The organism is Providencia sp. PROV201, assembly GCF_028479545.1.
Classification (GTDB): Bacteria; Pseudomonadota; Gammaproteobacteria; order Enterobacterales; family Enterobacteriaceae; genus Providencia; species Providencia huaxiensis.
In genome coordinates, this window is record NZ_JAMPNW010000001.1 from 346,627 (window position 1) to 373,462 (window position 26,836).

General features: G+C 40.4%; 20 protein-coding genes. 9 read left to right on the forward strand and 11 right to left on the reverse strand.

The window, feature by feature from the left end; all coding sequences use genetic code 11:
* Positions 1 to 70 precede the first annotated feature (70 nt).
* Positions 71 to 2,221, forward strand: a complete 2,151-nt coding sequence (gene yccS / locus PR809_RS01650; RefSeq protein ID WP_148241594.1) for a YccS family putative transporter — start codon at positions 71 to 73, stop codon at positions 2,219 to 2,221.
* A 99-nt stretch (positions 2,222 to 2,320) separates the two neighbouring features.
* On the opposite strand, the gene PR809_RS01655 is transcribed toward yccS, so the two are convergent.
* Positions 2,321 to 2,935, reverse strand: coding sequence for a TfoX/Sxy family DNA transformation protein (locus tag PR809_RS01655; RefSeq protein WP_102138513.1), 615 nt, complete (start codon positions 2,933 to 2,935; stop codon positions 2,321 to 2,323).
* Positions 2,936 to 3,166: 231 nt separating this feature from the next.
* Here PR809_RS01655 and sulA point away from each other — a divergent pair, with 231 nt between their 5' ends.
* Both sulA and ompA read left to right on the forward strand, forming a co-directional pair.
* A complete protein-coding gene (gene sulA, locus PR809_RS01660) occupies positions 3,167 to 3,688 on the forward strand; it encodes an SOS-induced cell division inhibitor SulA (RefSeq protein WP_166268055.1) in 522 nt (173 codons plus the stop codon).
* 355 nt (positions 3,689 to 4,043) lie between these two features.
* Positions 4,044 to 5,132, forward strand: a complete 1,089-nt coding sequence (gene ompA / locus PR809_RS01665; protein WP_166185304.1) for a porin OmpA — start codon at positions 4,044 to 4,046, stop codon at positions 5,130 to 5,132.
* 182 nt (positions 5,133 to 5,314) lie between these two features.
* Here ompA and matP read toward each other — a convergent pair whose 3' ends face one another.
* Complete coding sequence (gene matP / locus PR809_RS01670) at positions 5,315 to 5,782, reverse strand: macrodomain Ter protein MatP (RefSeq protein WP_166185307.1); 468 nt, start codon at positions 5,780 to 5,782, stop codon at positions 5,315 to 5,317.
* Positions 5,783 to 5,955: 173 nt separating this feature from the next.
* Here matP and PR809_RS01675 point away from each other — a divergent pair, with 173 nt between their 5' ends.
* From PR809_RS01675 to fabA, 3 genes are all read left to right on the forward strand, one after another.
* Positions 5,956 to 6,132, forward strand: a complete 177-nt coding sequence (locus PR809_RS01675; protein ID WP_004909646.1) for a GhoT/OrtT family toxin — start codon at positions 5,956 to 5,958, stop codon at positions 6,130 to 6,132.
* A gap of 208 nt (positions 6,133 to 6,340) precedes the next feature.
* Positions 6,341 to 8,077: an AAA family ATPase gene (locus tag PR809_RS01680; protein ID WP_206276951.1), complete on the forward strand. Its 1,737-nt coding sequence runs from the start codon at positions 6,341 to 6,343 to the stop codon at positions 8,075 to 8,077.
* A gap of 96 nt (positions 8,078 to 8,173) precedes the next feature.
* Entirely contained in the window at positions 8,174 to 8,692 is a 519-nt protein-coding gene (fabA, locus tag PR809_RS01685) for a bifunctional 3-hydroxydecanoyl-ACP dehydratase/trans-2-decenoyl-ACP isomerase (protein WP_004909641.1), read from the forward strand.
* A 132-nt stretch (positions 8,693 to 8,824) separates the two neighbouring features.
* Here fabA and rmf read toward each other — a convergent pair whose 3' ends face one another.
* The 6 genes from rmf to rlmKL form a co-directional block, all read right to left on the reverse strand.
* On the reverse strand, positions 8,825 to 8,995 hold the full coding sequence (rmf, locus tag PR809_RS01690) for a ribosome modulation factor (protein ID WP_004256131.1): 171 nt from the start codon (positions 8,993 to 8,995) through the stop codon (positions 8,825 to 8,827).
* 356 nt (positions 8,996 to 9,351) lie between these two features.
* Complete coding sequence (pqiC, locus tag PR809_RS01695) at positions 9,352 to 9,906, reverse strand: membrane integrity-associated transporter subunit PqiC (RefSeq protein ID WP_166185312.1); 555 nt, start codon at positions 9,904 to 9,906, stop codon at positions 9,352 to 9,354.
* Positions 9,906 to 11,555 (reverse strand): intermembrane transport protein PqiB, encoded by a 1,650-nt coding sequence (gene pqiB / locus PR809_RS01700; protein ID WP_102138507.1) that lies wholly within the window; start codon positions 11,553 to 11,555, stop codon positions 9,906 to 9,908. Before pqiB ends, pqiC begins: the two co-directional genes overlap by 1 nt.
* The gene (gene pqiA / locus PR809_RS01705) at positions 11,552 to 12,826 is read right to left on the reverse strand and encodes a membrane integrity-associated transporter subunit PqiA (protein WP_102138506.1); all 1,275 of its coding nucleotides are present in this window, start codon (positions 12,824 to 12,826) and stop codon (positions 11,552 to 11,554) included. The genes pqiB and pqiA overlap by 4 nt, the downstream gene beginning before the upstream one ends.
* 30 nt (positions 12,827 to 12,856) lie before the next feature.
* A complete protein-coding gene (locus PR809_RS01710; RefSeq protein ID WP_102138505.1) occupies positions 12,857 to 14,764 on the reverse strand; it encodes an ABC transporter ATP-binding protein in 1,908 nt (635 codons plus the stop codon).
* 11 nt (positions 14,765 to 14,775) lie between these two features.
* Complete coding sequence (gene rlmKL, locus PR809_RS01715) at positions 14,776 to 16,884, reverse strand: bifunctional 23S rRNA (guanine(2069)-N(7))-methyltransferase RlmK/23S rRNA (guanine(2445)-N(2))-methyltransferase RlmL (RefSeq protein ID WP_166185314.1); 2,109 nt, start codon at positions 16,882 to 16,884, stop codon at positions 14,776 to 14,778.
* 98 nt (positions 16,885 to 16,982) lie between these two features.
* On the opposite strand from rlmKL, the gene PR809_RS01720 reads away from it, so the two are divergent.
* Entirely contained in the window at positions 16,983 to 18,098 is a 1,116-nt protein-coding gene (locus tag PR809_RS01720) for a YcbX family protein (RefSeq protein ID WP_206276672.1), read from the forward strand.
* A 133-nt stretch (positions 18,099 to 18,231) separates the two neighbouring features.
* Here the strand turns inward: PR809_RS01720 and PR809_RS01725 are convergent, their stop codons facing one another.
* The 3 genes from PR809_RS01725 to pepN form a co-directional block, all read right to left on the reverse strand.
* Positions 18,232 to 18,777, reverse strand: coding sequence for a cell division protein ZapC (locus tag PR809_RS01725; RefSeq protein WP_102138502.1), 546 nt, complete (start codon positions 18,775 to 18,777; stop codon positions 18,232 to 18,234).
* Positions 18,778 to 19,042: 265 nt separating this feature from the next.
* Positions 19,043 to 20,053 carry a quinone-dependent dihydroorotate dehydrogenase gene (gene pyrD, locus PR809_RS01730; RefSeq protein ID WP_102138501.1) on the reverse strand — a complete coding sequence of 337 codons (1,011 nt, stop codon included), beginning with the start codon at positions 20,051 to 20,053 and terminating at the stop codon, positions 19,043 to 19,045.
* 325 nt (positions 20,054 to 20,378) lie between these two features.
* A complete protein-coding gene (gene pepN, locus PR809_RS01735; RefSeq protein ID WP_206276671.1) occupies positions 20,379 to 22,997 on the reverse strand; it encodes an aminopeptidase N in 2,619 nt (872 codons plus the stop codon).
* Between the two features lie 570 nt (positions 22,998 to 23,567).
* On the opposite strand from pepN, the gene pncB reads away from it, so the two are divergent.
* The gene (gene pncB, locus PR809_RS01740; protein WP_102138499.1) at positions 23,568 to 24,782 is read left to right on the forward strand and encodes a nicotinate phosphoribosyltransferase; all 1,215 of its coding nucleotides are present in this window, start codon (positions 23,568 to 23,570) and stop codon (positions 24,780 to 24,782) included.
* A gap of 488 nt (positions 24,783 to 25,270) precedes the next feature.
* The gene (gene asnS, locus PR809_RS01745; RefSeq protein WP_206276670.1) at positions 25,271 to 26,671 is read left to right on the forward strand and encodes an asparagine--tRNA ligase; all 1,401 of its coding nucleotides are present in this window, start codon (positions 25,271 to 25,273) and stop codon (positions 26,669 to 26,671) included.
* Positions 26,672 to 26,836 lie beyond the last annotated feature (165 nt).

Below are 26,836 nucleotides of genomic sequence, written 5' to 3' on the forward strand. Positions count from 1 at the left end.
ACGGTTTTTTATTCCTTGCAAACAAGCTATCCTATATAGATTAGGGCTTGTCTTACCTTTGAGGTACTTTGTGCTAACACTGCTTACCAGTTATCGTCGTGTGCTATATAACAGCCATATTTTATATTATATCCGAATCTTTATAGCCCTGACAGGCGCAACCTTGGTGCCGTGGTTATTAAACCAAGAGCCTAAAATCACTATCCCACTTACCTTGGGCGTGGTTGCTGCAGCACTGACTGACTTAGATGATAGGCTAACTGGCAGAATAAAAAATTTAATTATTACACTTTTTTGTTTTTTTATTGCATCCGTTTCAATTGAACTGCTGTTTCCATACCCTTTGTTTTTCTTTTTTGGCCTCGCCTTTTCCACGTGTGGTTTTATTCTTCTTGGTGCTTTAGGGCAGCGATACGCAACCATCGCATTTGGTGCACTGTTAATTGCCATTTATACCATGCTCGGTGTACCTATTTTTGATACTTGGTACCAACAACCTGCATTATTACTCACAGGAGCAATTTGGTATAATATCTTAACTTTGATTGGCCATATTTTATTTCCTGTTAGGCCACTACAAGATGCAATAACCCAATGCTACCAGCAACTTTCAGCTTATCTAGATGCAAAAGCCAACTTATTTGACCCAGACTTAGAAGATGACTACCAACGTTCAGTTTATGATTTAGCTTTAGTTAACAGTCATTTAGTTAGCACCATGAACCAAGCTAAAATTGCATTACTGAGCCGATTAAAAGGAGATCGGGGACAAAAAGGCACGCGAAATTCACTGCATTATTATTTTGTTGCCCAAGATATTCACGAACGAGCAAGTTCATCTCACATACAATACCAACAACTTAGCCGTACTTTACGTCATTGTGATATTTTATTTCGTTTCCAACGCCTACTAACCATGCAAGCAAGAGCCTGCCAGCAAGTTGCTCAATCGGTTTTATGGCGTAAACAATACCAACATAACCCTCGTTTTGAACGTACCTTCACTTACATTGAAAAATCGCTACAGCTACTAAAACAGCAATCACCTGAGCTTCATGAAATTAAAGCTCTGTATAACTTGCTTAAAAACTTAAAAGGCATTGACGTTCAACTTAAAGGCCTAAGCCTTGAGCAAAGTACATGGCAGCAAAATAATAAACAAATAGAGCAATTATCTGACGAATCGTTATCAGGTATTAGTGATATTATTTCGCGAGTTAAACACCATTTAACCCCGAAATCCTCTTTATTTCGCCATGCGGTCAGAATGTCAATTCTCCTTTGTACTGGCTATATCATCATCCAACTATTTGATATGGAAAGAGGATATTGGATATTACTCACTAGCTTATTTGTATGCCAACCTAACTACAGCGCCACTAAACGCCGTTTAGCTCTACGTATAATAGGCACGATTGTTGGTATTCTCATTGGCTTACCCTTGCTGAATTTAATCCCTTCAATGGAAGGCCAACTCACGCTAATCGTTATTTCTGGTTTACTGTTCTTTATGTTTCGCAGTAGCCAATACGCCCAAGCAACCTTATTTATCACGCTACTCGTCTTGTTTTGTTTTAACCTACTTGGCGAAGGGTTTGACGTTGCACTTCCACGGATCATTGACACATTAATTGGTTGCTTTATTGCATTACTTGCCGTCAGCTTCATTTGGCCTGACTGGAAATTCCGTCAACTTCCCCAGGTCATACAAAAAACCATGGATAGCAACTGCCGTTATTTAGATGCTATTTTACAACAGTACTACCAAGGTAAAGACAACCGCCTTGAATATCGAATCGCACGAAGAGACGCACATAATAATGATGCAGAATTCGCTTCTATTGTCTCCAATATGGCTTCTGACCCTAAGTCTTATCGAATCACTCAAGAACAAGCTTTTCGCCTTCTCTGCTTAAACCACACTTTACTCAGCTATATCTCTGCATTAGGTGCGCATCGTGAAAAAATGCAAAATGAAGGTAATCTTTCATTACTCAACGACGCTATTTGTTATGTTGAATCATCGCTACAAATCACAACCATTGACCCACTCGTTATTGATGAAAAATCAGATAAACTTCGCCACAGTTTATTGCAGCGCATAGATAACATTTCAACCAGTGATGACGAAAAAACGTTACTTATCATGGAACAAACTAAGTTATTGCTCGAACTAATTCCTGAGATAAAACAAATAATTCGAACCATTAGTGCGTCATAAATATACCGATGAGCGGGTATTGAAATTCTAAATACCCGCCCATCTTCATATGGCGTAATGTAATATTAACTACAAAAATACCAGTCCACTTTCGCAGGTTTAGGCTGACGTCAACTCAAAACTATTATACCAAGCGATTAATTCTTGTTTGATATCCTTGGGTAAAACAGCACTATGGCACCCCTCTATTGCAGCGGCTAAGCCAATGAGTAACTTAATACTGGGGTTATTCCTACCATGTTTTTTTAACTTCATAAAACAAGCCTTTGCGCCCATCAAACGCAAATCATCAACATGAGATACACCTATTTTCCCTAGTGCGCGCTCAACCGACATATTCATATTAGGCAAATCTTTTATACGCATAGTCATTGATTGCTTTTGTTTTAATTCCTCGATAGCTGAACGGTATGCCAGCTCAATATATTGAAGAAACAAGGACTCGTCATGCCAAACTTGTTCCGAAAGTTGGTAGTAACGCATTTCCAATGGAATGCCTTTTTTAGTATAAACTAATCGATTAAACCCTGACGCTTCAAAGTGACTTCTTGCCACTAAGCAGCCACGCAAATAAAAACAACCGTCGAGTACCAACCCTACAATTGCATCATCGACTAATAGACAAAACCCACCGAAATGATTTTTACGTTTTAACTCGCCAAACTGACTTAACAAACGGGATAAATAAAAATTTTTTTCTTCTTCTAACAACATTACCAAACTCCTTTTTGGGTATGCTCAATTTTCATCCTTGAGAAAATTAATTTTATAATTTCTTTTTTTACAGATAATTACGCATAACCAATTTTGAGAGCATCCATAAAAAATGCCAAGAAGAATGCAGAAAAAAACAACAAAGTTGCGAAGCGCTTTGAAAAAATAGTCTTGATATTGGATGGATATACAGTTACTGTATGTTCATACAGCATTGTAACGAGGTAAATTATGAGCATCTATTCTTGGAACAACTCAACAGAACATTCTCTTAATAATTACGCACAATCAATCCCTGCGACAGGGCTTACTAACAGCTCTATGCAACAAGGTATGGTGAGCGAACTTGTTTACGATGAAAAACACCCTATTATGGATTACATTTTATTACCCATGCTTCGCCAGTTTGGGGTTCAATCACGCTGGTTACTCTGGCTAAGTCCTAATAAAAAACTCAGTAAACACTGGTTAGAACAATCAGGTATACCCACCAATAAAGTTATGCAATTAAATCATATGGAAGATATCACTACGATTGATGCCATGGAAAAAGCATTAAGAAGTGGTAATTATAGTGTGGTTTTGGGGTGGCTGCCGGAAATAAGCGAGCAAGATTTTATTCGTTTGCAATATGCTGCTCAAGAAGGCCGTTCTATCGGTTTAATTATGCGCCCACAGAAAACATATGATATGGTTAGTACACAAGCAAGACAGTCAAACCACTTAAAAATTCATTCAAATCATTACCACTAGGCAAGATTAAGAATTTTCTTACTAAATTTAACCTTTAGACATATTTGTCTCTAAAGTTAAATTAAAAGTATTGTAGATCAATCAGATAGATTAAAAATAATCATTGCTAAAAATATACATATCTCTCTGATTTATACACTAAAAAAACACTTTTTTTAACGATTATTGCTCACTCTACTTGTATCTTTTTAAGTTCGTTGTAGACTTTAGCTTGTTCGGCTTATGGCATTATTTTTTTACTTTTATTATTTTTTTGTAGATAATGTCTGCGAAACCTAGCAAGTAAATTAAACCAATGGCATATAATAAGGCTCAGCGAAGCCAAGCCAATATTGGATGATAACGAGGCGTAAAAATGAAAAAAACAGCTATCGCAGTAGCAGTGGCAGTAGCAGCTTTTGCAACCGTTGCACAAGCAGCTCCAAAAGATAACACTTGGTATACCGGTGCTAAATTAGGTTGGTCTCACTATGAAGACACTAGCCTGAATCCAGCAAAAACTGGTACAGACTATGCAGGTTGGGGCACTGTTGGTAACAGCACTGACCGTGACACAATCGGTGCAGGTGCCTACGCTGGTTACCAATATAACCAATACTTAGGCTTCGAGCTTGGCTATGATTGGTTCGGTAAAATGAAATACAAAGGCGCTGGTAACAGCGGTGACCTGAAATCTATGGGTGTTTCATTAACTACCAAATTAAGCTATCCAATCATGGATGACTTAGATGTTTACACTCGTTTAGGTGGTATGGTTTACCGTACAGAAGCTAAAGCTCACCAAAATGGCCAACGTTTCAAAGAAACTGACACTGGCGTTGCACCTGTATACGCATTAGGTCTTGAGTATGCAATCACTCCAGAGTGGGCTACTCGTTTAGACTACCAATGGGTTAGCAACTTAGGTGATAAAGACAACATCGGTACTCGTCCAGACAACGGCATGCTGAGCGTTGGTGTTGCTTACCGTTTCGGTCAAGCTGATGCTCCAGTTGTTGCTCCAGCTCCGGTTGTTGCTCCAGCTCCAGTTGTTGAAAACAAACGCTTTACTCTGCGTTCAGACGTTCTGTTTAACTTCAACAAAGCAAGCCTGAAACCAGAAGGTCAAGAAGCTCTGAATGAGCTGTACAACGAACTGAGCAGCATCGACCCAACTCAAGGTCGCGTACTGGTAGTTGGTTTCACTGACCGTATCGGTTCACAAAACTACAACCTGCCACTGTCACAAAAACGTGCTCAGTCTGTAGTTGACTACTTAGTTGCTAAAGGCGTTCCAGCTAGCGCAATCGCTGCAGAAGGCCGTGGTAAAGAAGATCCAGTAACTGGTAACAAATGTGACGATGTTAAAGGCCGTGCTGCTCTGATCGAGTGTTTAGCGCCAGACCGTCGCGTTGAAATCGAAATCCAAGGTACAACTGAAGTTGTAACTCAACCAGGTGCTTAATTCTTAGCCCTAGTTTGAATTTCGAACTGAAAAACAAAAACCCCAATGAATATTGGGGTTTTTTATCATCAGAAATAACAAAATAAGTACAACCCAAAAATTTACTTTTAAAAAATCTAATTCTGTAATAAGGGTATCTTGCTTGGACACACACGATGCAATGACGCTCATCACTGATTTTTTTAATTATCCGTTCCCTTTGGTGTCCCAAGGATAGCTTGTAAATCTTGTTTCAATGAGCTCATCTGGCTTTCATATTTATCTTTATGTTCCGCGTCCTCAATCAACTGAATAATAGTTTCAGACAACGTCTTATTACGCTTCACAGCAAGATTAGACAAACGCTGCCACACCGAAAAGTTTAAATCTATTGATTTCTTACGTGTATGTGGGTGTTCTGCATTAAAATGACGCTTGCGCCTCGCTCGAATACTCTGTTTCATTCGATTATCAAGCTCTGGATTCATATGCAGAGTGATCCACTTTAGTACATCAATCGGTCTATTTTCCATTTTTAGCAGCAAGTCTATCGCTTCTTTTTCTGCGCTTCTTTCTATATAGCGGGTAATTGCTTCGCCACCCCTTGCCTTATTGACGAGGTATTCCCATTTCCAGCCACATTCAAGATTTTCAAGCTGCTGATATTTCATAATTTTTCCTGAAGAAAATTGAACCTATCTTTATATTAGCAAGATTATATACAAAATACTCAAGCAGATATTCGATTTAGTGGAATATTCACTCTTTCAATAAAGAAGATAACCTACCCTTGTAAAAATAGTGTACAATCTGCCCCTATCTGTTAACAAATTAATAAAACTGCATGTCCACATTTGAATACATACTCGTCATCTATGGGATTGGCGGTGTATGCGCAATGCTATTTACCCTACTCGTAACAAAAGACCCTAACTGTTTTATGCGCTTACTGAGCGCCATACTTATTGGCTTAACTTGGCCAATGACACTACCAATTGTATTTATGTTTTCGTTATTCTAGTCGATAATTCAACAATTATTGCTGCAAGATTGCCTATCAAAGGCTAATATAGCAAGCTTGCCCATTGGGTAATGAATGAGCCTGAAATTTGTTTATAAAACAAACAATGTTATTTAGCAAATTTATTAAATAAACCTTATTCAGGCATATACGCCCAGCTTATTGGCAGGCATTTTATTTATAACCCTATTAATAGCAGATAATTATAGTGATCAGTCAAGAACTAACATGGCAAGGCCTAATTCCTAACTTATCGTCATTTCAGACGAAATTTGTATCTTCAGAAACGTTGACCCCTACAGTTTTATCAGATATTCAGCCTAGGCTATCTGATGGCTTACAACATTTCGTTGATGAATTTGCCCAAACACGCTTTATGTTTATCAAGTCTGATGAAAGTGAGGCGTATCTTAGCCTTTATGCTAATGCAATTACCCCCTTACTGGCAGAGATAAATACCATTGATGGTGATTATCAATTATCTGAAGATAGCCGTCTTTTTCAGTGGAAAAGTGGTGTTAAAAGCCGTTTCTCTTCTCATGAAAAAATCGCTTACCGTAGTTGGATAGAACCCGAACAATTATTTGGCTATGTCACCCCTTCATTAAATTTAGTGCCAGGATTACTTCACCAAATTAATGGCGGGATCTTAGTTATCGCAGCTAGCGCATTAATCAACCAACCTTTAATGTGGGCTCGCCTAAAAAATATGGTTAACCGTCAACAACTTGAATGGTTGCCTTATTCTGAAAATCAGCCTTTACCGATTGAAATTGAGCCACAACCTTTAGAGCTTAAAGTTATTATTGTTGGTGATAGATTAGCTTTAGAAGAATTTGAATTTACATCACCGGAGCTATTTAGCTGCGCTATTTATGGCGAATATGAGCCTGTTATGTTCTTCGAAGATGAGGAACAATTGAGCTTATGGATGCGTTATATAAAATCCATTATTGACTCCAATAAATTACCACATATTTCGCCTGATGGATGGGTCCCTTTTATCCAACAAGCTGTACGTTACTGTGAGGATAAATTTAATCTTCCTCTTGATATTCTTTGGTTAGTTCGCTCTCTTGTTGATGCCAGCCATTACCATGTTAACCATTTGTTGACTCAAGAGTCATTTAAGCAAGCAAATGAAAACCGCCAATGGCGCCACAGTTTTCTTGCTGAACGTACTCAGGACGATATTCTGCAAGAACAAATCTTCGTTAAAACTGAGGGCGAAGTTATCGGCCAAGTTAATGGCTTGTCTGTCTTGCAATATCCAGGGCACCCTGACGCCATTGGTGAGCCATCCCGTATTACCTGTGTCGCACATTTAGGTGACGGTGAATTCACAGATGTAGAACGTAAAGCAGAGCTGGGTGGGAATATCCATGCCAAAGGCATGATGATCATGCAAGCCTATTTAAATTACGAGCTTAAATTAGAGCAACCTCAGCCTTTCTCCGCCTCTATCGTCTTTGAGCAATCTTATGGTGAAGTTGATGGTGATAGCGCATCACTCGCAGAGCTGTGCGCTTTAATTAGCGCATTATCACTACAGCCTATTGATCAACAAGTTGCTATCACAGGTGCGGTTGACCAATTTGGCTATGTTCAACCTATTGGCGGGGTGAATGAAAAAATTGAAGGTTTCTTTGATATCTGTGAAAAACGTGGGTTAACAGGCAATCAAGGTGTCATTATCCCAATGGCAAATGTTCGCCACTTATGTACTAAATCAGCTGTCGTTGAAGCCGTACAAGAAGGCCAATTCCATATTTGGCCTGTTGAACATGTCGCCCAAGCCATTACTTTACTGACTAAGCAACCTTACTTTGAACAACAAGCTGAAGAAGAAAATGTACACCTGTTAGCTTTAATTCAAGAGCGAATCAATCAAGCAAACTCACCTGATAAAGCCAGACTTCCTTGGTTCTTAAAATGGATTAGTTAAGTAAAGATTGCGTAAAAAATAGCAGATCGGAGTTGTTCAGCGTACAAGTGTAAGCTATCCTGTAGCCCTACACATAATAAAGGCTATCTTAAGAACATGGTTGAGAAACGCGGATCCTACACAAAAGATGATTTAATTGCTTCTGGTAAAGGCGAGTTATTTGGAGAAAATGGTCCTCCACTCCCATCAGGAAACATGTTGATGATGGATCGTATCGTCAGTATGACTGAAGATGGCGGTACATTTAACAAAGGTTATGTGGAAGCTGAACTGGATATTAATCCAGACCTTTGGTTTTTTGGCTGCCACTTCACAAACGACCCTGTCATGCCAGGCTGTTTGGGCCTCGATGCAATGTGGCAGCTAGTTGGCTTCTACCTTGGCTGGCTCGGTGGTGAAGGTAAAGGACGTGCTTTAGGTGTTGGCGAAGTTAAATTTACTGGCCAAGTTCTGCCTACTGCGAAAAAAGTCACTTACCGCATCAGCTTTAAGCGCGTGATTAACCGTAAGCTGATCATGGGGTTAGCTGACGGTGAAGTATTAGTTGACGGTAAATTAATTTATACTGCAACGGACTTAAAAGTGGGTCTTTTTAAAGATACGAGCGCATTCTAAACATTTGAAATGCAAACCTCCGCAATCGCGGAGGTTCTTAAATGAATTGATATCTTAAACTTAAAAACCCGAAAAATACTCAAGAAAACGAGTACAGGTTATTTAAGCTAAACGATCAAAGAATGTGGGGGGTTACACCACCGCTATGGTTCGATCCTCCATCGCCTTTCGCCAACCACCTAGCCAATGCGACCGAGCATCTACTGCTTGATACGGGCACAACTCTTTAGAGCGCCCTGCTAAACCTGCTTGATAACCTCTTGATAAAGCTCTTTCTAAACGGTCTCGCTTCTGTCTTTTCATGCCTTACTTCCCTCATCATTTAAATGGAAAAGAAAACAGCACCTACTATTTTTAATAGGTACCCTATAGAAATAGCGCCCGTTGATAAAAAAATCAAGTAAAGATTTTCATATATTTGTCATAAATGGCATAAATGTGACTTGTATATGACAATTAACATAACCTATTGATTTTAATTAAAAATAAAAATATTCTTTTATTTATCATAATATTAGAGAACAAAAGCAATTATTATTCACTAATATATAAATTAAAAGAATATCTATATTTAATTAAATTAAAAATGCACCTTGAATATATAAACCACATATATTCAAGGTGCATTTAATATAAATTACTTAAGTAATAATCAAAGATTAGTATTTATCTATCTCTTTCGCAATACTCTCAGCCACTTGTTGCCAACCCATCGATAACGTACGAACCAGCTCAGGGTAGCCATCTTCATTTTGGTCTAGCTGCACATCAAAATTACGGCGGATCACATTTTTATCATGAGAGTAAGTCCAAAAACCTTGGATTAATACTTTGCCGTCATATCGCCCATTAAAGGCTGTTAAAGTAATATCAAGTGTATCCGGTGAGTTCTGTAATGGCTGCAAAGACACCAGTTTTTCAGGTAACGCTGCAGATAATTCACTCACCATCGACTGACCAAGCTGTTGCTCTAATGGGCTAGCCCATAGATGTGTACTTGCATTGGTATAACTGACATCTGTCGTCTGGTAGGTAATCCCATTTGATGTCAGCACATCTGATAACATAATGCGTTGCAACCATACTTGGCCTTTATTCATCACCTCTGCAGATTGTGTCTGAGGAGTTTTCATTGGCAATTGGTAGTACTTTTTCTCTGGAGTACTACTACAAGCTGCCAATAATAAAACAAATATCGATAGTAAATATCTCATTATTTTTTCACTCCTTTAGGCTCAACATCCTTCGTTGGTTCAGCTTCGAAAACTAACGCATTACTCTTATTATTCAAAGTACGTAAAAGCGGCTGAACTTCTCTCAATACTTGGTCTAAACGCTGCATGTTGTCCACCATTTTATTATAGGCTGGTGAACCAGGTTGGAAACCTTGCATTGCACGGTTCATTTCTTGCAGTGTTTTTTGCAAGTCATGAGGTAAATTTTGGAACTCTTTACTCGCCATAACTTTGTTGAGTTGTGCCAACATCGCATTAGCTTCTTTAACAACTTTCTGCCCTTCTGCCAATGTTTGTGTTGTTTGGTTAAGCATCGGTTCAATTGGCATATTGTTGATTTTATCCAACACCGCAATGACTTTTTGTTGAATTTGCGCTAAACCTGCACTGGTTGTTGGGATGATTTTATAGCCAGCAACCACAGTTGGGCCTTTATAAGGCTCTGCATTTTGCACAAAATCCAGATCAACAAATAATGCGCCAGTGAGTAAATTCCCTGACTTTAATGATGCCCTCAAGCCATCTTTCAAGGCTAAATTTAATTCATTTTTCAAATTAAAGTTCTTACCGACATCCTTAGAGAAACGTTCCGGCTCAATGTGAATCAAAACAGGAATTCTAAAGTCATTATCCAGAGATTGGTCTAAACCTTCCGTATAAAAAGGCACTTGTGCAACGGTACCTAAACGAATACCACGGAACTCTACCGGTGCACCCGGTTGCAAGCCTCGCACTGAGTCTGAGAAAAATAAGACAAAGTCTTGATACTGTGTATACAAGGAATTTTGAATACTGCTTTGGTTGTCAAACAGTTGGAATTCAGTATTTTCCTTCACATTTGCACCAGGAACCCACCCCGTTGGAACATCAAAACTTACACCACCGGTAAGCAGTGTAGCAATTGAGCCCATTTCAACATGAACACCTTGGGATGACATATCAAAAGCAATACCGCTGTCTTTCCAAAAACGTACATTTGAACTAATCAATTTGTCATAAGGTGCATTGATAAATAATTGATAGCGCATATCGCGTTTATCCATATCAAAGTCGCTGGTTTCAACAGAACCGACTCGATAACCACGGAATAACACTGGGTCACCCGGGTTTAGCTGCCCTGCCTTATCGCTCACCAATACGACACGAATGCCCTTGGCATCTGGTGATGCAAGAGGCGGAGTATCCAATAGAGTGAACTCGAAATGCTCTTTTGCCGCTAACCCCGGCTGAAGCTCAATATAAGCACCTGAAAGTAATGTGCCCAGCCCGGTGACGCCATCACGCCCGATTGTCGGTTTTACAATCCAAAACGCGGAATCGGTACGCAACAACTCTTTCATTTCGTTATTCAAGCGCGCTTTAATGATCACTCGACTAAAGTTATCATCAAGTGTCACACTTTCGACAACGCCAATATCAACGCTGCGGCTTTTAATTTTGGTTTTACCCGCTTCTATTCCTTCGGCATTGTAAGTGATTAATGTCACTTCAGGGCCTTGGTTGCTAAAGTGGTAAAATAAGACCCAAGCACCAAGCAAGACTGTCACTATTGGGATCACCCATACAGGCGACCAACTTTTTAGCTTGCTAATTTTGGCATTGGCCTGTGGTGTTTCTTTATCAGTCACCCGATGACTCCTTCTTGTTCAACAGTATTTACTGCATTTTTTCTTTCACAGCGATCCCAAGTTAATCTAGGGTCAAAAGTCATCGCTGCAAACATTGTGAGAATAACAACCACACCAAAGAAAATAATCCCCATCGCAGGGACAATATTCATCAACTGCCCCATTTGAACCAAAGAGGCTAAAATAGTGATAACAAACACATCTATCATTGACCAACGGCCAACATATTCCACTAACTCATAAATAAAATGCATACGATGTGGGTCGCGATTACCGTACCCTTTGGAATCTAGGCAAAGCCATGCAATTCCAATCATTTTCAATGTAGGCACCATGATACTGGCAATAAAAATCACCATGGCAACAGGATATGATCCGTCTTCCCACAGCAAGATGACGCCATCAATAATGGTCGAATTTAATGCTGTTCCCAACGTATTTGTGGTCATCATTGGCAACACATTTGCAGGGATATACAACATAATTGATGTCACTAAAAGTGCCAAAGTCCATTGTAAACTTTGATTTTTCCGTACACTACCATGAGAGTGGCAGCGTGGGCATTTTGATTGTTCAGCAGGTAAAATTGCCGTACACACAAGACATAAACGTACATCTTGCTTAATACCCGTCTGGCCGACGATTAACGGCCTATCTAATTTCGGTGCTGCTTCAATTCGGTTCCATAGCCAATGGCGGTCTAAGCATTGAAAAGCTCTCACTTGCAGCATACAAAATACACAATAAGGTAAAAAGCTTAACCCAATGCCAATATCGCCATAAGCGATTAATTTAACAAAACTGACTAAGACCCCCGCTAGAAAAATCTCAGCCATACACCACGCTTTCATTTGGAACAAAATACGGGTGATCACCACTTTAATGCCTTTAGGAATATGAACTTGCAACCCTAAAAGGATAATTGTGACCATGCAAAATGCAGGGATAATCAATGAAAAGAATAGAAAAAAGAGTGCCAAACCGCTATAGCGCGTGGCGGCTATAATTTCAATAATTTGGAATAGCGAGATTTCATTTTCAATCCCTGCGGCGCCCATCTTAACAAAGGGGAATAAGCAGGCAACAAATAGCATAATTAATGCGCTGAATGCATATGCTGCTGGCTGCTTATACGGATATCGCCACTTTGAGACCAATGTGGTTTCGCAGCGTGGACATGTTGCCTTGCTTCCTTGCTCCAATTCAGGAACCGCAACCAACATGTCACACTGAGGACAAAGCACATGTTCATGAGACTCATGGTTGCACAAAGTGTATTTGCTCCTTTAATTAAAGCGTTATTAGCCGTTTTTCAGCAATTCAAGCTCTTGCCAACGATCAAACGCTTGCTCCAATTCAGCTTCTTTTGAAGATAGCTGACTCAGCGTTTTTTCTGTCACATCATGTGGTTGGTTGAAAAAATCAGCATCACCAACTTGAGCTTGCAGTGTTTCAATATCACGTTCAAGTTGCTCCAATTTTGCTGGCAATTGTTCCAATTCACGTAATAAATTATAACTGAGCTTATTTGACCGTTTTACCGCTTCTTTCGGTTTCGTCGGTTTATCTTGGCCAGCTACTTTACCTGTTTGTTCTGCTTTCAAACTCACGGTTTGTGCTCTTTGCTGTTGAGCATCGTAATACCCGCCAGCAAAACGGTTAATGACCCCATTACCTTCGAAGATCCAGCACTCTGTCACGCTGTTATCGACAAACTCTCGGTCATGGCTAACCAATAAAACCGTTCCTTGGTAACCATCAACTAACTCTTCGAGTAACTCTAAAGTTTCGACATCAAGGTCGTTAGTCGGTTCATCGAGGATCAATAAGTTACTTGGTTTTAGGAATAAACGTGCAAGTAACAAGCGGTTACGTTCACCACCAGAAAGCGCCCTAACAGGGGTCATCGCACGTTTTGGTGGAAACATAAAATCTTGCAAATAACCAAGAACATGACGTGGCTTACCATTCACCATGACTTCTTGTTTGCCTTCCGCTAAGTTATCCATCACGGTTTTATCTGGGTCCAATGCCGCACGGTGCTGGTCGAAATAAGCGACTTCCAACTTAGTACCACAATGCACTCGTCCGCTATCTGCTTGTAAATCCCCCAGCATTAAACGCAACAATGTTGTTTTACCACAACCGTTTGGCCCAACTAAAGCGATTTTATCACCACGTAATACTTGAGCTGAAAAATCTTTTACCAGTACTTTATTATCAACCTGGTAATTCACATTTTCCATTTCAAACACAATTTTTCCAGAACGGGCAGCTTCACCCACTTGCATTTTCGCTGTGCCCATCACTTCACGACGCTCTGAACGCTCTACGCGTAACGCTTTCAACGCACGAACACGCCCTTCGTTACGAGTCCGTCGCGCTTTAATACCTTGGCGGATCCACGTCTCTTCTTGGGCTAATTTACGGTCGAATTCTGCATTTTGCATCTCTTCAACACGCAAAGCTTCTTCTTTATTCACCAAGTAGTCATCATAATTACCCGGCCAAGACGCTAATTGCCCACGGTCTAAATCAATAATACGCGTTGCCATATTGCGGATAAATGAACGGTCATGGGAAATAAATACGATGCTACCTTGGAAGTCTTTTAGGAAATTTTCCAGCCAAAGGATCGTTTCAATATCTAAGTGGTTGGTTGGCTCATCTAAAAAGAGTACTCGCGGGTTACTCACTAACGCACGACCTAAAGCCGCTTTACGTAGCCAACCACCTGATAATGAAGATAATTCTGCATCCGCAGGTAAACCAAGTTTTTTCAGTACATCACTGATACGAGAGTCCAATAACCATAAATTACGGTTATCCAACACCTCTTGTAATTCAGCTAATTTATTGAGATTTTTTTCGCTCGGGTCGGTTTCGACCTCTTTCGCAACATGGTGATAATCTTTAAGGTACTGAGCTTGTTCTGCAACGCCTTCAGCCACAAAATCAAAAATAGTACCTTCAATATTACGCGGTGGATCTTGCTGTAAGCGAGCAACAATCAAGTCTTGTTCGTAAATTAATTGACCGTCATCCAGCGGCTGCTCTTTCGTTAACACACGCATTAACGTTGATTTACCCGCACCATTGCGGCCAACCAAACATACACGTTCGTTATCTTCGATATGAATTTCAGTATTATCGAGTAAAGGTGCATCACTAAACGAAAGGTATGCACCCGACAAATTAATTAAAGCCATTGATTCTATCCTTACTCTGCGTGGCTAATTAGCCAGCAGTTATGTATTTGACGGTTACGAGCAAAATCTTCTGACAGTGTTTTCGCTGTGATTTCTTGTGCTTGTAATCCTAATTCTTTAATTGCTTCAAGATCCATTTTGAAACCACGTTTGTTATTAGAGAACATCACGGTTCCACCACGGCGTAATAACCGTTTTAGATGGGTAATCAACTGGATATGATCCCGTTGTACATCAAATGTACCATCCATACGTTTTGAATTTGAAAATGTTGGGGGATCAATAAAGATCAAATCAAATTGTTCCTGGCTATTCGCCAGCCAACTCAAGCAATCCGCTTGAATTAAACGGTGTTGACGACCTGTTAGCCCGTTCGCTTGTAGGTTTTTTTCAGCCCACTCAAGATAAGTACGTGACATATCAACGGAAGTGGTGCTTTTCGCGCCACCAAGCCCTGCATGCACAGTAGCAGTACCGGTGTAACAGAACAAATTTAAAAAGTCCGCATCTTTACTCATCTGGCCTAACATTTTACGGGCAATACGGTGGTCAAGAAATAACCCCGTATCCAGATAGTCCGTCAAATTCACCAACATTTTCGCATTGTATTCTTGTACTAAAAAGAAATCGTCTTTTTGCGCTAATTTCTCATACTGCTGCTTGCCCTTTTGGCGCTGGCGCGTTTTTAACACTAGCTGATTCGATGTCAGTTCTAACACATTCATTGTTGCAGTAATCACATCAAATAGGCGTTGACGAGCTTTGCGTTCATCAACGGTTTTCGGTGGCGCGTATTCTTGGATCACGACTTTATCGCCATAAATATCAACCGCAACATTGTATTCAGGTAGGTCGGCATCATAAACACGGTAGCAATCGATCCCTTGCTGCTTCGCCCATTTACTTAATTTCTTGATATTTTTACGTAAACGATTTGCAAAATCAGGTGAAATTTCCGCAATGGTTTCTGACGGTGTAGCCGCTAATTGATAATTCTTTTGAACGCAATCTAAAGGGCCGTTTTTGGCTTTAAACTCACGTTCTGAACGCAGTTGCAAGCAGCTGAGTAGCTCAGGAGAAGCACTAAAAATTGATAAACGCCACCCGGGGAATCGAGCCTTCACGATACGCCCTAACTGGCTATGTAGCGCAATTAAAGCAGGCTCACTTTCTAAACGCTCACCATAAGGTGGGTTACTGATAATGGTGCCTAGCGTATCAGTATTAACTGGGTTTTCTAATGCTGCTGCATCACCTTGCTTAAAGGTAATTAAATCTTGTAACCCTGCGCGACGTGCGTTAGCACGAGCCATTTCAAGTACACGCTTGTCGATATCAAAACCATAAAAGCGGGATGTCGTCTCTTTCAAACCTTGGCGAAAACGCACTTGTGCTTCCGTAGTTAATTCACGCCAAAGTTCCGCGTTAAATTTAGACCACGCATAGAAACCCCAATGCGTACGGTGTAAGCCGGGGGCTTTATCCGTTGCCATCATTGCAGCTTCAATTAATAATGTTCCTGAACCGCACATCGGGTCGACCAATGGGGTTCCTTGCTGCCAACCTGAGCGGTTAATAATTGCCGCCGCCAGTGTCTCTTTTAAGGGCGCTTGGCCTGCCAAATCACGGTAGCCACGAATATGTAATGAATCACCACTTAAATCGAGTGCCACACTGGCTCTCTCTTTATTTAAGTAAACGTTGATACGAATATCTGCTTGTTGGCGAGCCACATCAGGGCGCTGGTCAAGCTTGCGTACGAAGCTGTCAACGATAGCATCTTTCACTTTCAATGCACCGTATTGGCTATTGCGAATTTCTTCGTTAGTCCCAGTAAAATGAACAACAAAGGTATCATTGACTGAAAAAATTTCACTCCAGTCGATAGCTTGTACACCGAGGTACAAATCTAAGTCACTGTAGACATCAAAATCATTCAGTGGCAATAAAATACGCGATGCCAGCCGACTCCACAGTAGGCTTTGGTACATGACACGTTCGTCGGCTTGAAAATAGACACCCCCTTGGGCCACTTTGCATTGGCTAGCGCCAAGCGATTCTAATTCCGTTTTCAGTAGTTCTTCAAGGCCGCGAGCTGTGCTGGCAAACAGAGAATTCATAGTATTTATTACCAATTTGGATGAAAAATTGTTGCGCATTATAGCTAATCTTATGCAGTTGTCATAAAGTTGCTACGCACAATTATAAGGATTAAAAAATGATAACGCTTTCGCGCCTTTACACACACCCAGTTAAATCTATGCGAGGAGTTCGTTTATCCCACGCCTTCGCTGATATTAGCGGTTTGACTTTTGATCGTAATTTTATGGTAACCACGCTGGAAGGTAAATTTATTACGGCGAGAAAATATCCACAAATGTTACTTTTTACACCGGTAATGCTCAATAATGGTCTTCACTTGCGAGCACCAAATGGCGAAAGTGCAACGGTATTGTATCAGGACTTTAACGATAAGCAGAGCCCTACTGAAGTTTGGGGCAATCATTTTCATGCACTTATTGCGCCTGAAGCGATAAATAGTTGGTTAAGTACCTTTTTTGATGAGCCCGTACAACTACGCTGGCTGAGCCCACAGCTTTCTCGCCGTGTCAAAGAACACCAAGATGTGCCGATGTCTTTTGCTGATGGCTACCCTTTCTTACTGATCAACGAAGCTTCAGTCCAAGAACTACAGCGCCGTTGCCCTGCTAGTATTAAATTAGAGCAGTTTCGTGGCAATTTAATTATTACAGGTGCCAAGCCTTTTGAAGAAGATACATGGAAAACCATTCAAATAGGTGATGTCGTCTTTACATTAGATAGGCCATGTAGCCGGTGCATTTTAACGACCGTTAGCCCAGAAAAAGGAATTAAACATCCTCACAGTGAGCCACTTGCAACACTGCAAACCTTCCGTTCAGATGAAACTGGTGATGTCGATTTCGGACAAAATGTAATTATTAAAAATACGGGGGTTATTCGTGTTGGTGATACCCTGACGGTATTAGAAACTAAACCAGCAAAACAATATTTAGTTCAAGAACGGGAAAGTGCTCTAGCTGCTAATAGTTTAAAAACTCAAGCCAATAATGTCAGTTTAATTTTTGAAGAAACAGAATATGAAGGTGATAACCAAAATGTGATCCTTGAGCAATTAGAATCCAATGGTCTAACGATCCCTTATTCATGTCGTGCTGGTATCTGTGGCCGCTGTAAAATTAAACTGATTTCGGGGGAAGTCACCCCGTTAAAACAAAGCGCCATTAAAGAAAATGGTTATATACTCGCTTGTAGCTGTATCCCGAAAACATCCGTTAAATTAGCATTTAATTAAGCGTTGGTTTTGCTTTTTAACACCATCAAGGGTTCAATTCTATGATGGTGTTAAACACTCAAAACGAGATTAATTAAATTAACAAAAGCCTATTTATTTAGTTATTCTTTTTTCCACGATCTTTGGCGATCACCTAAATAGCATTACCGTATAGTTGACGTTTCACTTTAGATGAATATTCAAGCATGCGATCGTTCATGATCTTAATTGGATCGCAAAACCGTAAAGTTCGATCGGGTAATTCTAATATTGGTTCAGCTAATAAACATAAACTCGCAGATGGACCAGCTTCCGCAATAATAAATGTGAAGTAACGGTTCGTATTTTCTAAACACACTTGAATTATTTGCCCTTGCTTAGGCTCACGAATATAGTGAAATGAAGAAAAATACCAACTCTTTGGCATCTGTGGTTTTAAAAAACGAAAAGCAACTAAGCTATTTAAGACTAATTCAGCTCTTTCTTCATGAGTAATATTTAATCTTTTAGCCTGCTCATCGAATAAATAATATTCACCTGCATCTTCGATACTAAATGGCATCTCATTACGAGCAAAAACCGTTAGCATCTTAGCAGGAAAACATGAACGAAATATCATGCCGTTGGCGAGATCTAACATCACCCTATTATGGTCATGATCAAAATACCAACGCCAATGATCATCAGGTTTAATATTCATAAACGATCCTTTAGCGATTTACCGGTAAATATAATAGAAAGGATCGATATCATGATCTTCTCTAAATTTACTCTAAAGCGTATTTTTATGCGCTAAATTATCTGCTAAATAAATTACTTTATAAATAGTCGGATAATGTCGTTATCTAAATAGCAAACTAGCTGCAAATTGGTATCAATTTGATATAAAAATAGCCACTATTAGCAATATAGTTTAAAAGGGGGAATAAATAAACCCCCTTGATACGTAAATTTACAATTTATTACTAGATATGATTAACAATATCTTTAATTAATTTTGGCCCATGGTAAATAAAACCAGAATAAATTTGAATTAAAGAGGCACCCGCTTCCATTTTTTCACGTGCCGCGGTAAGGGAATCAATTCCACCGACTCCAATTATTGGCAGTTTTCCATTTAACTCACGTGAAATAAGTTTAATAACTTGCGTACTTTTTAATTGCACAGGACGACCACTTAACCCACCCGCTTCATTACAATGATTAATCCCTTGAACCAAAGAGCGGTCTAACGTGGTATTCGTTGCAATGACGCCATCGATATTATGTCTAACTAGGCTATCTGAAACTTGGATAATTTCCTCTTCAGATAAATCAGGCGCAACTTTGACAGCAACTGGCACATATTTTTGGTGCTGTAATTGTAATTCAAGTTGTTTTGCTTTTATGCTACTTAATAAATCATCCAGTGCTTCGCCATATTGTAATGTTCGCAACCCTGGTGTATTTGGGGAAGAAATATTAATAGCAATATAACCGGCATGTGCATAGACCTTATCCATGCAAATTAAATAGTCATCTTTACCTTGTTCGACAGGCGTATCTTTATTTTTACCAATATTGATACCGATGATCCCACCGTAATTCGATTTTTTAACATTCTCGACAAGGTTATCGACACCTTTATTATTAAACCCCATCCGGTTAATTAAACCTTCAGCTTCTACAAGTCGAAATAACCGCGGTTTGTCATTACCAGACTGAGGACGAGGAGTTACCGTACCAATTTCGATAAACCCAAACCCCATGGCACCGAATGCATCAATACACTCGCCATCTTTATCTAAACCCGCAGCGAGTCCTAGTGGGTTTTTGAAGGAAAGTCCCATGCATTGAACGGGCTTAGTGGCAACAGATTGGCGAATAAGGCATTGAAAAGGAGAATGATTTAAACGTTGAAGCTGGCGAAAAGTCAATTCATGAGCTTTTTCAGGGTCGAACTGGAATAGTGCCTTGCGGGCAAGGTGATATAGCATATCCAATAACCTATTTTTACTAGTACGTTTCAATAGAGTAGACATCATGTCGCATGCTAAAACCCCGCCAAATACGATTTGCCGAGCTGCCATTCATACATGCGATTTTTTTCGTCGGATAAAACGCGCTATAGATTACCCTATCTCACCGCCCTTTTACCATGAAAAAATCAATAAAAATTCATTTGCCTAGTTTTTTGAGGAAAACAACCACTTTATGATAGTTATCTCTCATTTAATATTCCATTCTTGCCATAAACAAATAAGCCGCTAAATTAAATTTTAGCGGCTTATTAAAACCAATAATTGGTTAGCTATATATAAATCAGCTTTCTAACGCTTTGGTAATTTTTTCAAATAGATCGCCAGAAAGGTTATCGAGCGCTTTTAATTGCTCAAGCACTTTGCGCATCTGCGCTTGACGCTTTTCGTCATAACGTTTTAAACGGATCAACGGTTCAATCAGTCTTGAAGCCACTTGCGGGTTGCGTGTATTTAGATCGACTAAAATTTCATACAGGAATTGATAACCACTGCTATCTTCCGCATGGAAATTAACAGGATTCCCCGCTGTGAAAGCCCCAACAAGTGAGCGAACACGGTTAGGGTTACTCATGCTAAATGAGCGGTGCCCCAATAATTCACGTACATTAGCAAGGGCTTCTTTCGCAGGGTTCGCCCCTTGTAGGGTAAACCACTTATCCATAACTAACCCGTCATGGTGCCAACGCTCATCAAAGTCTGCCATTAACTGTGCTTTACAAGGTAACAGTGATTCGTTAGCTGCGGTCAATGCGGCCAATGAATCCGTCATGTTATCGGCAGATTGGTATTGTTCCAACACTAATTTGTTCGCCAGCTCGCTATCATCACCCGCAGCTAAGTATTGCAGGCAAATGTTACGCAATGAGCGTTTAGCGATATCTTGGTGATCAACACGATAGCCATCAATATTAATGGAGCGATAAACCGAGAGAAGTTCATCATGCATTTCTACCGCTAAATGATGATGAATAAAGTTTACAACTTCGTGGATCGCAACAGGGTCGATAACCGTAAATAATTCTGCCAGCTCATTTTCGGAAGGTAACGTTAAGATCAATGCGACTAATGCAGGATCAATCGAATCACTTAATAATACACCGCGAAAAGCATCTACCACTGGCTCAGGTAAAACTAATGTTTCACCTTTTTGATAATAAGCTACATTAATTTTTACATAATTATTAATGAGTTGCTGAGCCGCATCCCAACGAGCAAATTCATTACTTGCATGCTGCATCAAGAAAGCTAGTTGCTCATCTGTATAGTTGTAATCTAATTTTACAGGGGCTGAAAACTCACGCAATAAGGATGGAACTGGGCGGCTTGTCACCTCATCAAAAACAAACGTTTGAGTTTCTTGCGTAATGTTTAGCACCGAATTTACCACGCTACCCTCACGTTTTAGCGTGATAATTTCACCTTGTTCATCATAGAGCTCAATATCCAATGGGATATGCAATGGTTGCTTTTCAGCTTGATCTGCCGTAGGTGGCGTCATTTGGCTAACATGTAGCGTATATAGCTGTTTTTCTGGCACATATTCATCACGAACAGTTAAAACTGGTGTCCCTGATTGGCTATACCAACGACGAAATAATGATAAATCAACATTTGACGCATCTTCCATCGCCTGCACAAAATCGTCACAGGTTGCCGCACTGCCATCATGGCGATGAACATAAAGTTGTATACCTGCTTGGAACATCTCCTCACCCAGCAGAGTGTGGATCATGCGAATGACTTCCGATCCTTTTTCATATACCGTCAAAGTATAGAAGTTGTTCATTTCAATGACTTTGTCTGGGCGGATTGGGTGCGCCATTGGGCTTGCATCCTCAGCAAACTGGGCTGAACGCATTACTTTGACATTGTTGATACGGTTGACAGAGCGAGAGCCTAAATCTGAACTAAATTCTTGGTCGCGAAAAACGGTTAGCCCTTCTTTAAGGCTCAATTGGAACCAATCACGACAAGTAATGCGGTTTCCTGTCCAATTATGGAAATACTCGTGGCCAATTACGGATTCGATATTCAGATAGTCTTTATCCGTCGCTGTCTCGCTTTTAGCTAAAACATATTTAGAGTTAAAGACATTCAACCCTTTATTTTCCATTGCTCCCATGTTGAAGAAATCAACGGCAACAATCATATAGATATCAAGGTCATACTCTAAACCAAAGCGCTCTTCATCCCATTTCATGGCATTTTTCAGGGACTGCATTGCCCAAGGTGCGCGGTCTAAATTGCCTTTATCAACAAAGAGCTCTAACGCAACTTCACGACCACTGCGAGTGACAAAGGTGTCTTTTAAAACGTCAAAATCACCTGCAACTAAGGCAAATAAATAACTTGGTTTTGGGAATGGGTCTTCCCACTTCACCCAATGACGCCCATCATTCAGTTCACCTTCTGCAATACGGTTACCATTTGAAAGTAAATAAGGATAACGTGATTTATCAGCTGTAATTGTGGTGGTATAGCGAGCTAATACATCTGGTCGGTCTTGGTAATAGGTAATATGGCGGAAACCTTCCGCTTCACATTGTGTGCATAACGCCTCACCTGAAACATATAACCCTTCTAGGGCGGTATTTTTCTCAGGGCTAATTTCATTCACAATCCGTAGTGTGAAAGATTCAGGTAATGATTCAATAATCAATTTACCTTCAGATTCTTTATAGTTTTGCCACGCTTTACCATCGACTTCGATGCTGACTAACGATAAATCTTCGCCATTGAGCTCAAGCGTTGATGATTGTGGATTAAGGCGTTTTACCTTACTTACTGCGGTAACAATCGTTTTCACTGGGTCAAGATTAAAATCGAGGTCAATCTCTGTAATTGTGTAATCAGGTGCTTGATAATCCTGACGATATTTCGCTTGTCTTAACTGGGTCATAAGTAACCTTTTAATTCGTTATATTCAATATCGTACTGCTTTATTACTTATACAATACTATAAGCCACAATAATGTGAATGGATTTGAGAAACATTTTCATCAAAAAATGTTATCTATTTTTATGGTTATGTTAATTTTATATGGCTCACCGTACTTAATTTTGTTAAAAACTCGTTTGCTTGTTGGTGCTATAGCACTATTAAATATTCTATGGCGTGTTAGTATCTTTTGGTGATTAATGCTTTTGTCTGTTTCTATGGGACACAATTTATGAGACACAATACAAATAAAGCGTATTTATTTGATTTCATAGTAATACAGAAAATAGTTATACAGAAAAGCAATGCGCGAATTTAGATTGCCGTGCTCCTTGAAAGCAAGAGGTGGAATAACACTTCTATCTTTTGCTAAAGTGGGTATACTTTTGCAACTTTAACGATTTAGCTAACAACTATTGCCGCTTTTATCTCATTGTGACTTTTGAAAATCAAACAGGTTTCAAGGGAAACAAGAGTAAAAATTAACAGCATTAGTGGTAAAGATAAGCTCCGCGAGGATGTCTGCGTGCCATGAATTTAGACGCTACACCAATTATTACATCACTGCTTGATACCGATGCTTACAAGCTTCATATGCAGCAGGCCGTTTTCCACCGTTACTATCAGGTACCGGTTGTCGCTGAATTCCGCTGTCGTAGCAGTGAGATCTTAGGTGCTTACGCCAATGAAATCAGGCAACAAATTCAGTTGATGGCTAAGTTATCACTTTCTGATGATGAACTGAATTTTCTCCGCTGTTTACCTTTCTTCCAAGAAGACTATCTTATGTGGTTAAAGTCATTTCGCTTTAACCCAGAACAAGTTGCTGTCAGTGTCACAGACCAAGGCCAATTAGCGATCCGCATAAGCGGGCCTTGGCGTGAAGTCATCATGTGGGAAGTTCCTCTCCTTGCTTTAGTCAGTGAAATTGTGCAAAAAGACCGGCACCCAGATATCACTGCTGATGATGCCGTTCAACAACTTAGAAAGCTACTGAATGTGTTCTACCGACAAGCCGATGAACACCAACTCGATTTGTCTAAGTTTAAGCTGATGGACTTTGGGACACGCCGCCGTTTTTCCTACGATGTGCAATCCGCCATCGTTTCGATGCTTAAACAAGAATTTCCTCATCTTGTAGGAACAAGCAACTACAAACTTGCTCACGAGTTAGACTTAGCCCCTGTTGGCACACAAGCCCATGAGTGGTTCCAAGCCCACCAGCAAATCAGCCCGGAGTTAGCAAATAGCCAACGCGAGGCATTACAGAGTTGGCTAGATGAATATCCTAATCACTTGGGTGTCGCATTAACTGACTGTATCACCATGGATGCCTTTTTGCGTGATTTTGATGCTAACTTTGCGAACCGCTACCAAGGATTGCGTCATGATTCGGGGGACCCGATCGAATGGGGAGAAAAAGCCATTGCTCACTATCAAAAATTGGGTATTGACCCTATGAGCAAAACGCTGGTGTTCTCAGACAGTTTAGACTTGCAAAAAGCACTTGAATTATATCGTTATTTTCATCAACGAGTTAACCTTGTTTTTGGTATCGGCACGCGTCTAACCTGCAATATACCAAATGTAACCCCGTTGAATATTGTGATTAAGCTAGTGGAGTGCAATGGTAAGCCTGTCGCTAAGCTATCTGATAGCCCAGGAAAAACTATTTGTGAAGATGATGAGTTCGTCAATCAACTCAGAAAAGCGTTTGACCTGCCTAAAATGGAAAAAGCCAGTTAATTAAGTCGCTTTTCCCCAGCTCTGGGTAAGAATTTGCACTTTTCTTGCCCAGAGCTTCAAAACCCTCTTTTTCTTTTATTCACTTACTATTACTATAGCTTTTAAGCTCAATAACCACGCTTCGCTTCAACAGAAATGTTTTATCGCGATTTTTTACTTGTTTCCTAATAAATGGCAAGTAACATAGAGCTTTGGCCCCTGAAAAATGGGATTAGTATTGAAGAAGCCTTATTAATCTGCTTCATCCGCCAATTGCATAATAACCAGATTGTTATGCCCTTGAACTCGGTGTTGAATATTCCTATTACGAAAGTTGGAATACACCCTAAATAATTCGAGTTGTAGGAAGGCGGCTAGCAAACTGAGCCCTAGGAGCATACATAAGTATGTGACTAGGGTCAGTTTGTGAAGCCAACACACCTACAGCTCGAAGTATGACGGGTTGCAGATGCATAAGATTAACCATTATATAGAAGAGAGTGAATTATATGATAGTAGCGCCTGTAGTCGACGTACTGCAAGGCCGAGTGGCGGTAGGCACAGAAGTCACCGTTCAAGGCTGGGTACGTACAAGGAGAGATTCAAATGCTGGTTTTTCTTTCCTCGCCGTTTATGACGGTTCTTGCTTTAATCCGTTACAGGCTATCATTAATAATAATTTACCTAATTATAATGACGAAGTCCTGCACCTCACAACTGGCTGTTCCGTTGAAGTTACGGGTACCGTAAAAGAATCCCCAGGCCAAGGCCAATCATTTGAACTTGAAGCCACTGCTGTAAAAGTCGTTGGTTGGGTTGAAGACCCTGACACCTACCCAATGGCAGCAAAACGCCACAGTGTAGAGTTTTTACGTGAAGCAGCGCACTTGCGCCCGCGCACTAACTTAATTGGTGCTGTTGCACGTGTGCGCCACACTTTAGCGCAAGCAATCCACCGTTTCTTTGATGAACAAGGCTACTTCTGGGTTTCTACGCCAATCATTACCGCTTCCGATACCGAAGGCGCAGGTGAAATGTTCCGTGTCTCCACACTGGACTACAACAACTTGCCACGTAATGACAAAGGCGAAGTAGATTTCAGCGAAGATTTCTTTGGCCGCGAAGCTTTCTTAACCGTTTCAGGCCAACTGAATGGTGAAGCTTACGCAACCGCAATTAGCAAAGTCTATACTTTCGGCCCAACTTTCCGTGCTGAAAACTCAAATACCAGCCGCCACTTGGCTGAGTTCTGGATGGTTGAACCTGAAGTTGCGTTTGCAAACTTAGATGATGTCGCAGGTCTGGCAGAAAAAATGCTGAAATTCGCATTCAAAGCTGCTCTTGAAGAACGCCGCGACGACTTAGAGTTCTTTGCTCAGCGTGTTGATAAAGACGTTATCAACCGCTTAGAAAGCTTTGTGAATTCAGACTTTGCACAAGTTGATTACACAGACGCCATTAAAATCCTTGAAACTTGTGGTCAAAAATTCGAAAACCCAGTTTATTGGGGCGTCGATATGTCGTCTGAACATGAGCGCTACTTAGCAGAACAACACTTTAAAGCACCTGTTGTTGTGAAAAACTACCCGAAAGACATCAAAGCTTTCTATATGCGTCTCAATGAAGATGGTAAAACGGTTGCCGCGATGGACGTATTAGCACCGGGTATTGGTGAAATCATCGGTGGCTCACAGCGTGAAGAACGTCTTGATATGCTAGATGCACGCCTTGAAGAAATGGGTATGAATAAAGAAGATTACTGGTGGTACCGTGATCTGCGTCGTTATGGCACCGTTCCTCACTCAGGTTTCGGCCTTGGTTTTGAGCGTTTAGTGGCTTATGTCACTGGAGTGGGTAACGTACGTGAAGTCATTCCATTCCCGCGTACCCCACGTAATGCGGCATTCTAAGTGCATTCTTTACACTCTAAATAATTCGAGTGGCATGTAGGCGACAAGTGAAGATAGCCGATAAGCATACACAAGTATGTGATTCGGCAAGCTGAACACAGTCAACACCCATGCGGCTTGAAGTATGACGAGTATCGGGCCAATCTTGTATTGGCCCGTTATCTT

Bases quoted from the DNA above. Each gene is read 5' to 3' on its own strand.
- pepN (WP_206276671.1), bottom strand. From the start codon at position 22,997: ATGACCCAGTTAAGACAAGCGAAATATCGTCAGGATTATCAAGCACCT.
- PR809_RS01720 (WP_206276672.1), top strand. From the start codon at position 16,983: ATGATAACGCTTTCGCGCCTTTACACACACCCAGTTAAATCTATGCGA.
- matP (WP_166185307.1), bottom strand. From the start codon at position 5,782: ATGAAATATCAGCAGCTTGAAAATCTTGAATGTGGCTGGAAATGGGAA.
- sulA (WP_166268055.1), top strand. From the start codon at position 3,167: ATGAGCATCTATTCTTGGAACAACTCAACAGAACATTCTCTTAATAAT.
- ompA (WP_166185304.1), top strand. From the start codon at position 4,044: ATGAAAAAAACAGCTATCGCAGTAGCAGTGGCAGTAGCAGCTTTTGCA.
- rlmKL (WP_166185314.1), bottom strand. From the start codon at position 16,884: ATGAATTCTCTGTTTGCCAGCACAGCTCGCGGCCTTGAAGAACTACTG.
- PR809_RS01725 (WP_102138502.1), bottom strand. From the start codon at position 18,777: ATGAATATTAAACCTGATGATCATTGGCGTTGGTATTTTGATCATGAC.
- PR809_RS01655 (WP_102138513.1), bottom strand. From the start codon at position 2,935: ATGTTGTTAGAAGAAGAAAAAAATTTTTATTTATCCCGTTTGTTAAGT.
- asnS (WP_206276670.1), top strand. From the start codon at position 25,271: ATGATAGTAGCGCCTGTAGTCGACGTACTGCAAGGCCGAGTGGCGGTA.
- PR809_RS01675 (WP_004909646.1), top strand. From the start codon at position 5,956: ATGTCCACATTTGAATACATACTCGTCATCTATGGGATTGGCGGTGTA.
- pyrD (WP_102138501.1), bottom strand. From the start codon at position 20,053: ATGCTATATCACCTTGCCCGCAAGGCACTATTCCAGTTCGACCCTGAA.
- PR809_RS01710 (WP_102138505.1), bottom strand. From the start codon at position 14,764: ATGGCTTTAATTAATTTGTCGGGTGCATACCTTTCGTTTAGTGATGCA.
- pqiC (WP_166185312.1), bottom strand. From the start codon at position 9,906: ATGAGATATTTACTATCGATATTTGTTTTATTATTGGCAGCTTGTAGT.
- rmf (WP_004256131.1), bottom strand. From the start codon at position 8,995: ATGAAAAGACAGAAGCGAGACCGTTTAGAAAGAGCTTTATCAAGAGGT.
- pncB (WP_102138499.1), top strand. From the start codon at position 23,568: ATGAATTTAGACGCTACACCAATTATTACATCACTGCTTGATACCGAT.
- fabA (WP_004909641.1), top strand. From the start codon at position 8,174: ATGGTTGAGAAACGCGGATCCTACACAAAAGATGATTTAATTGCTTCT.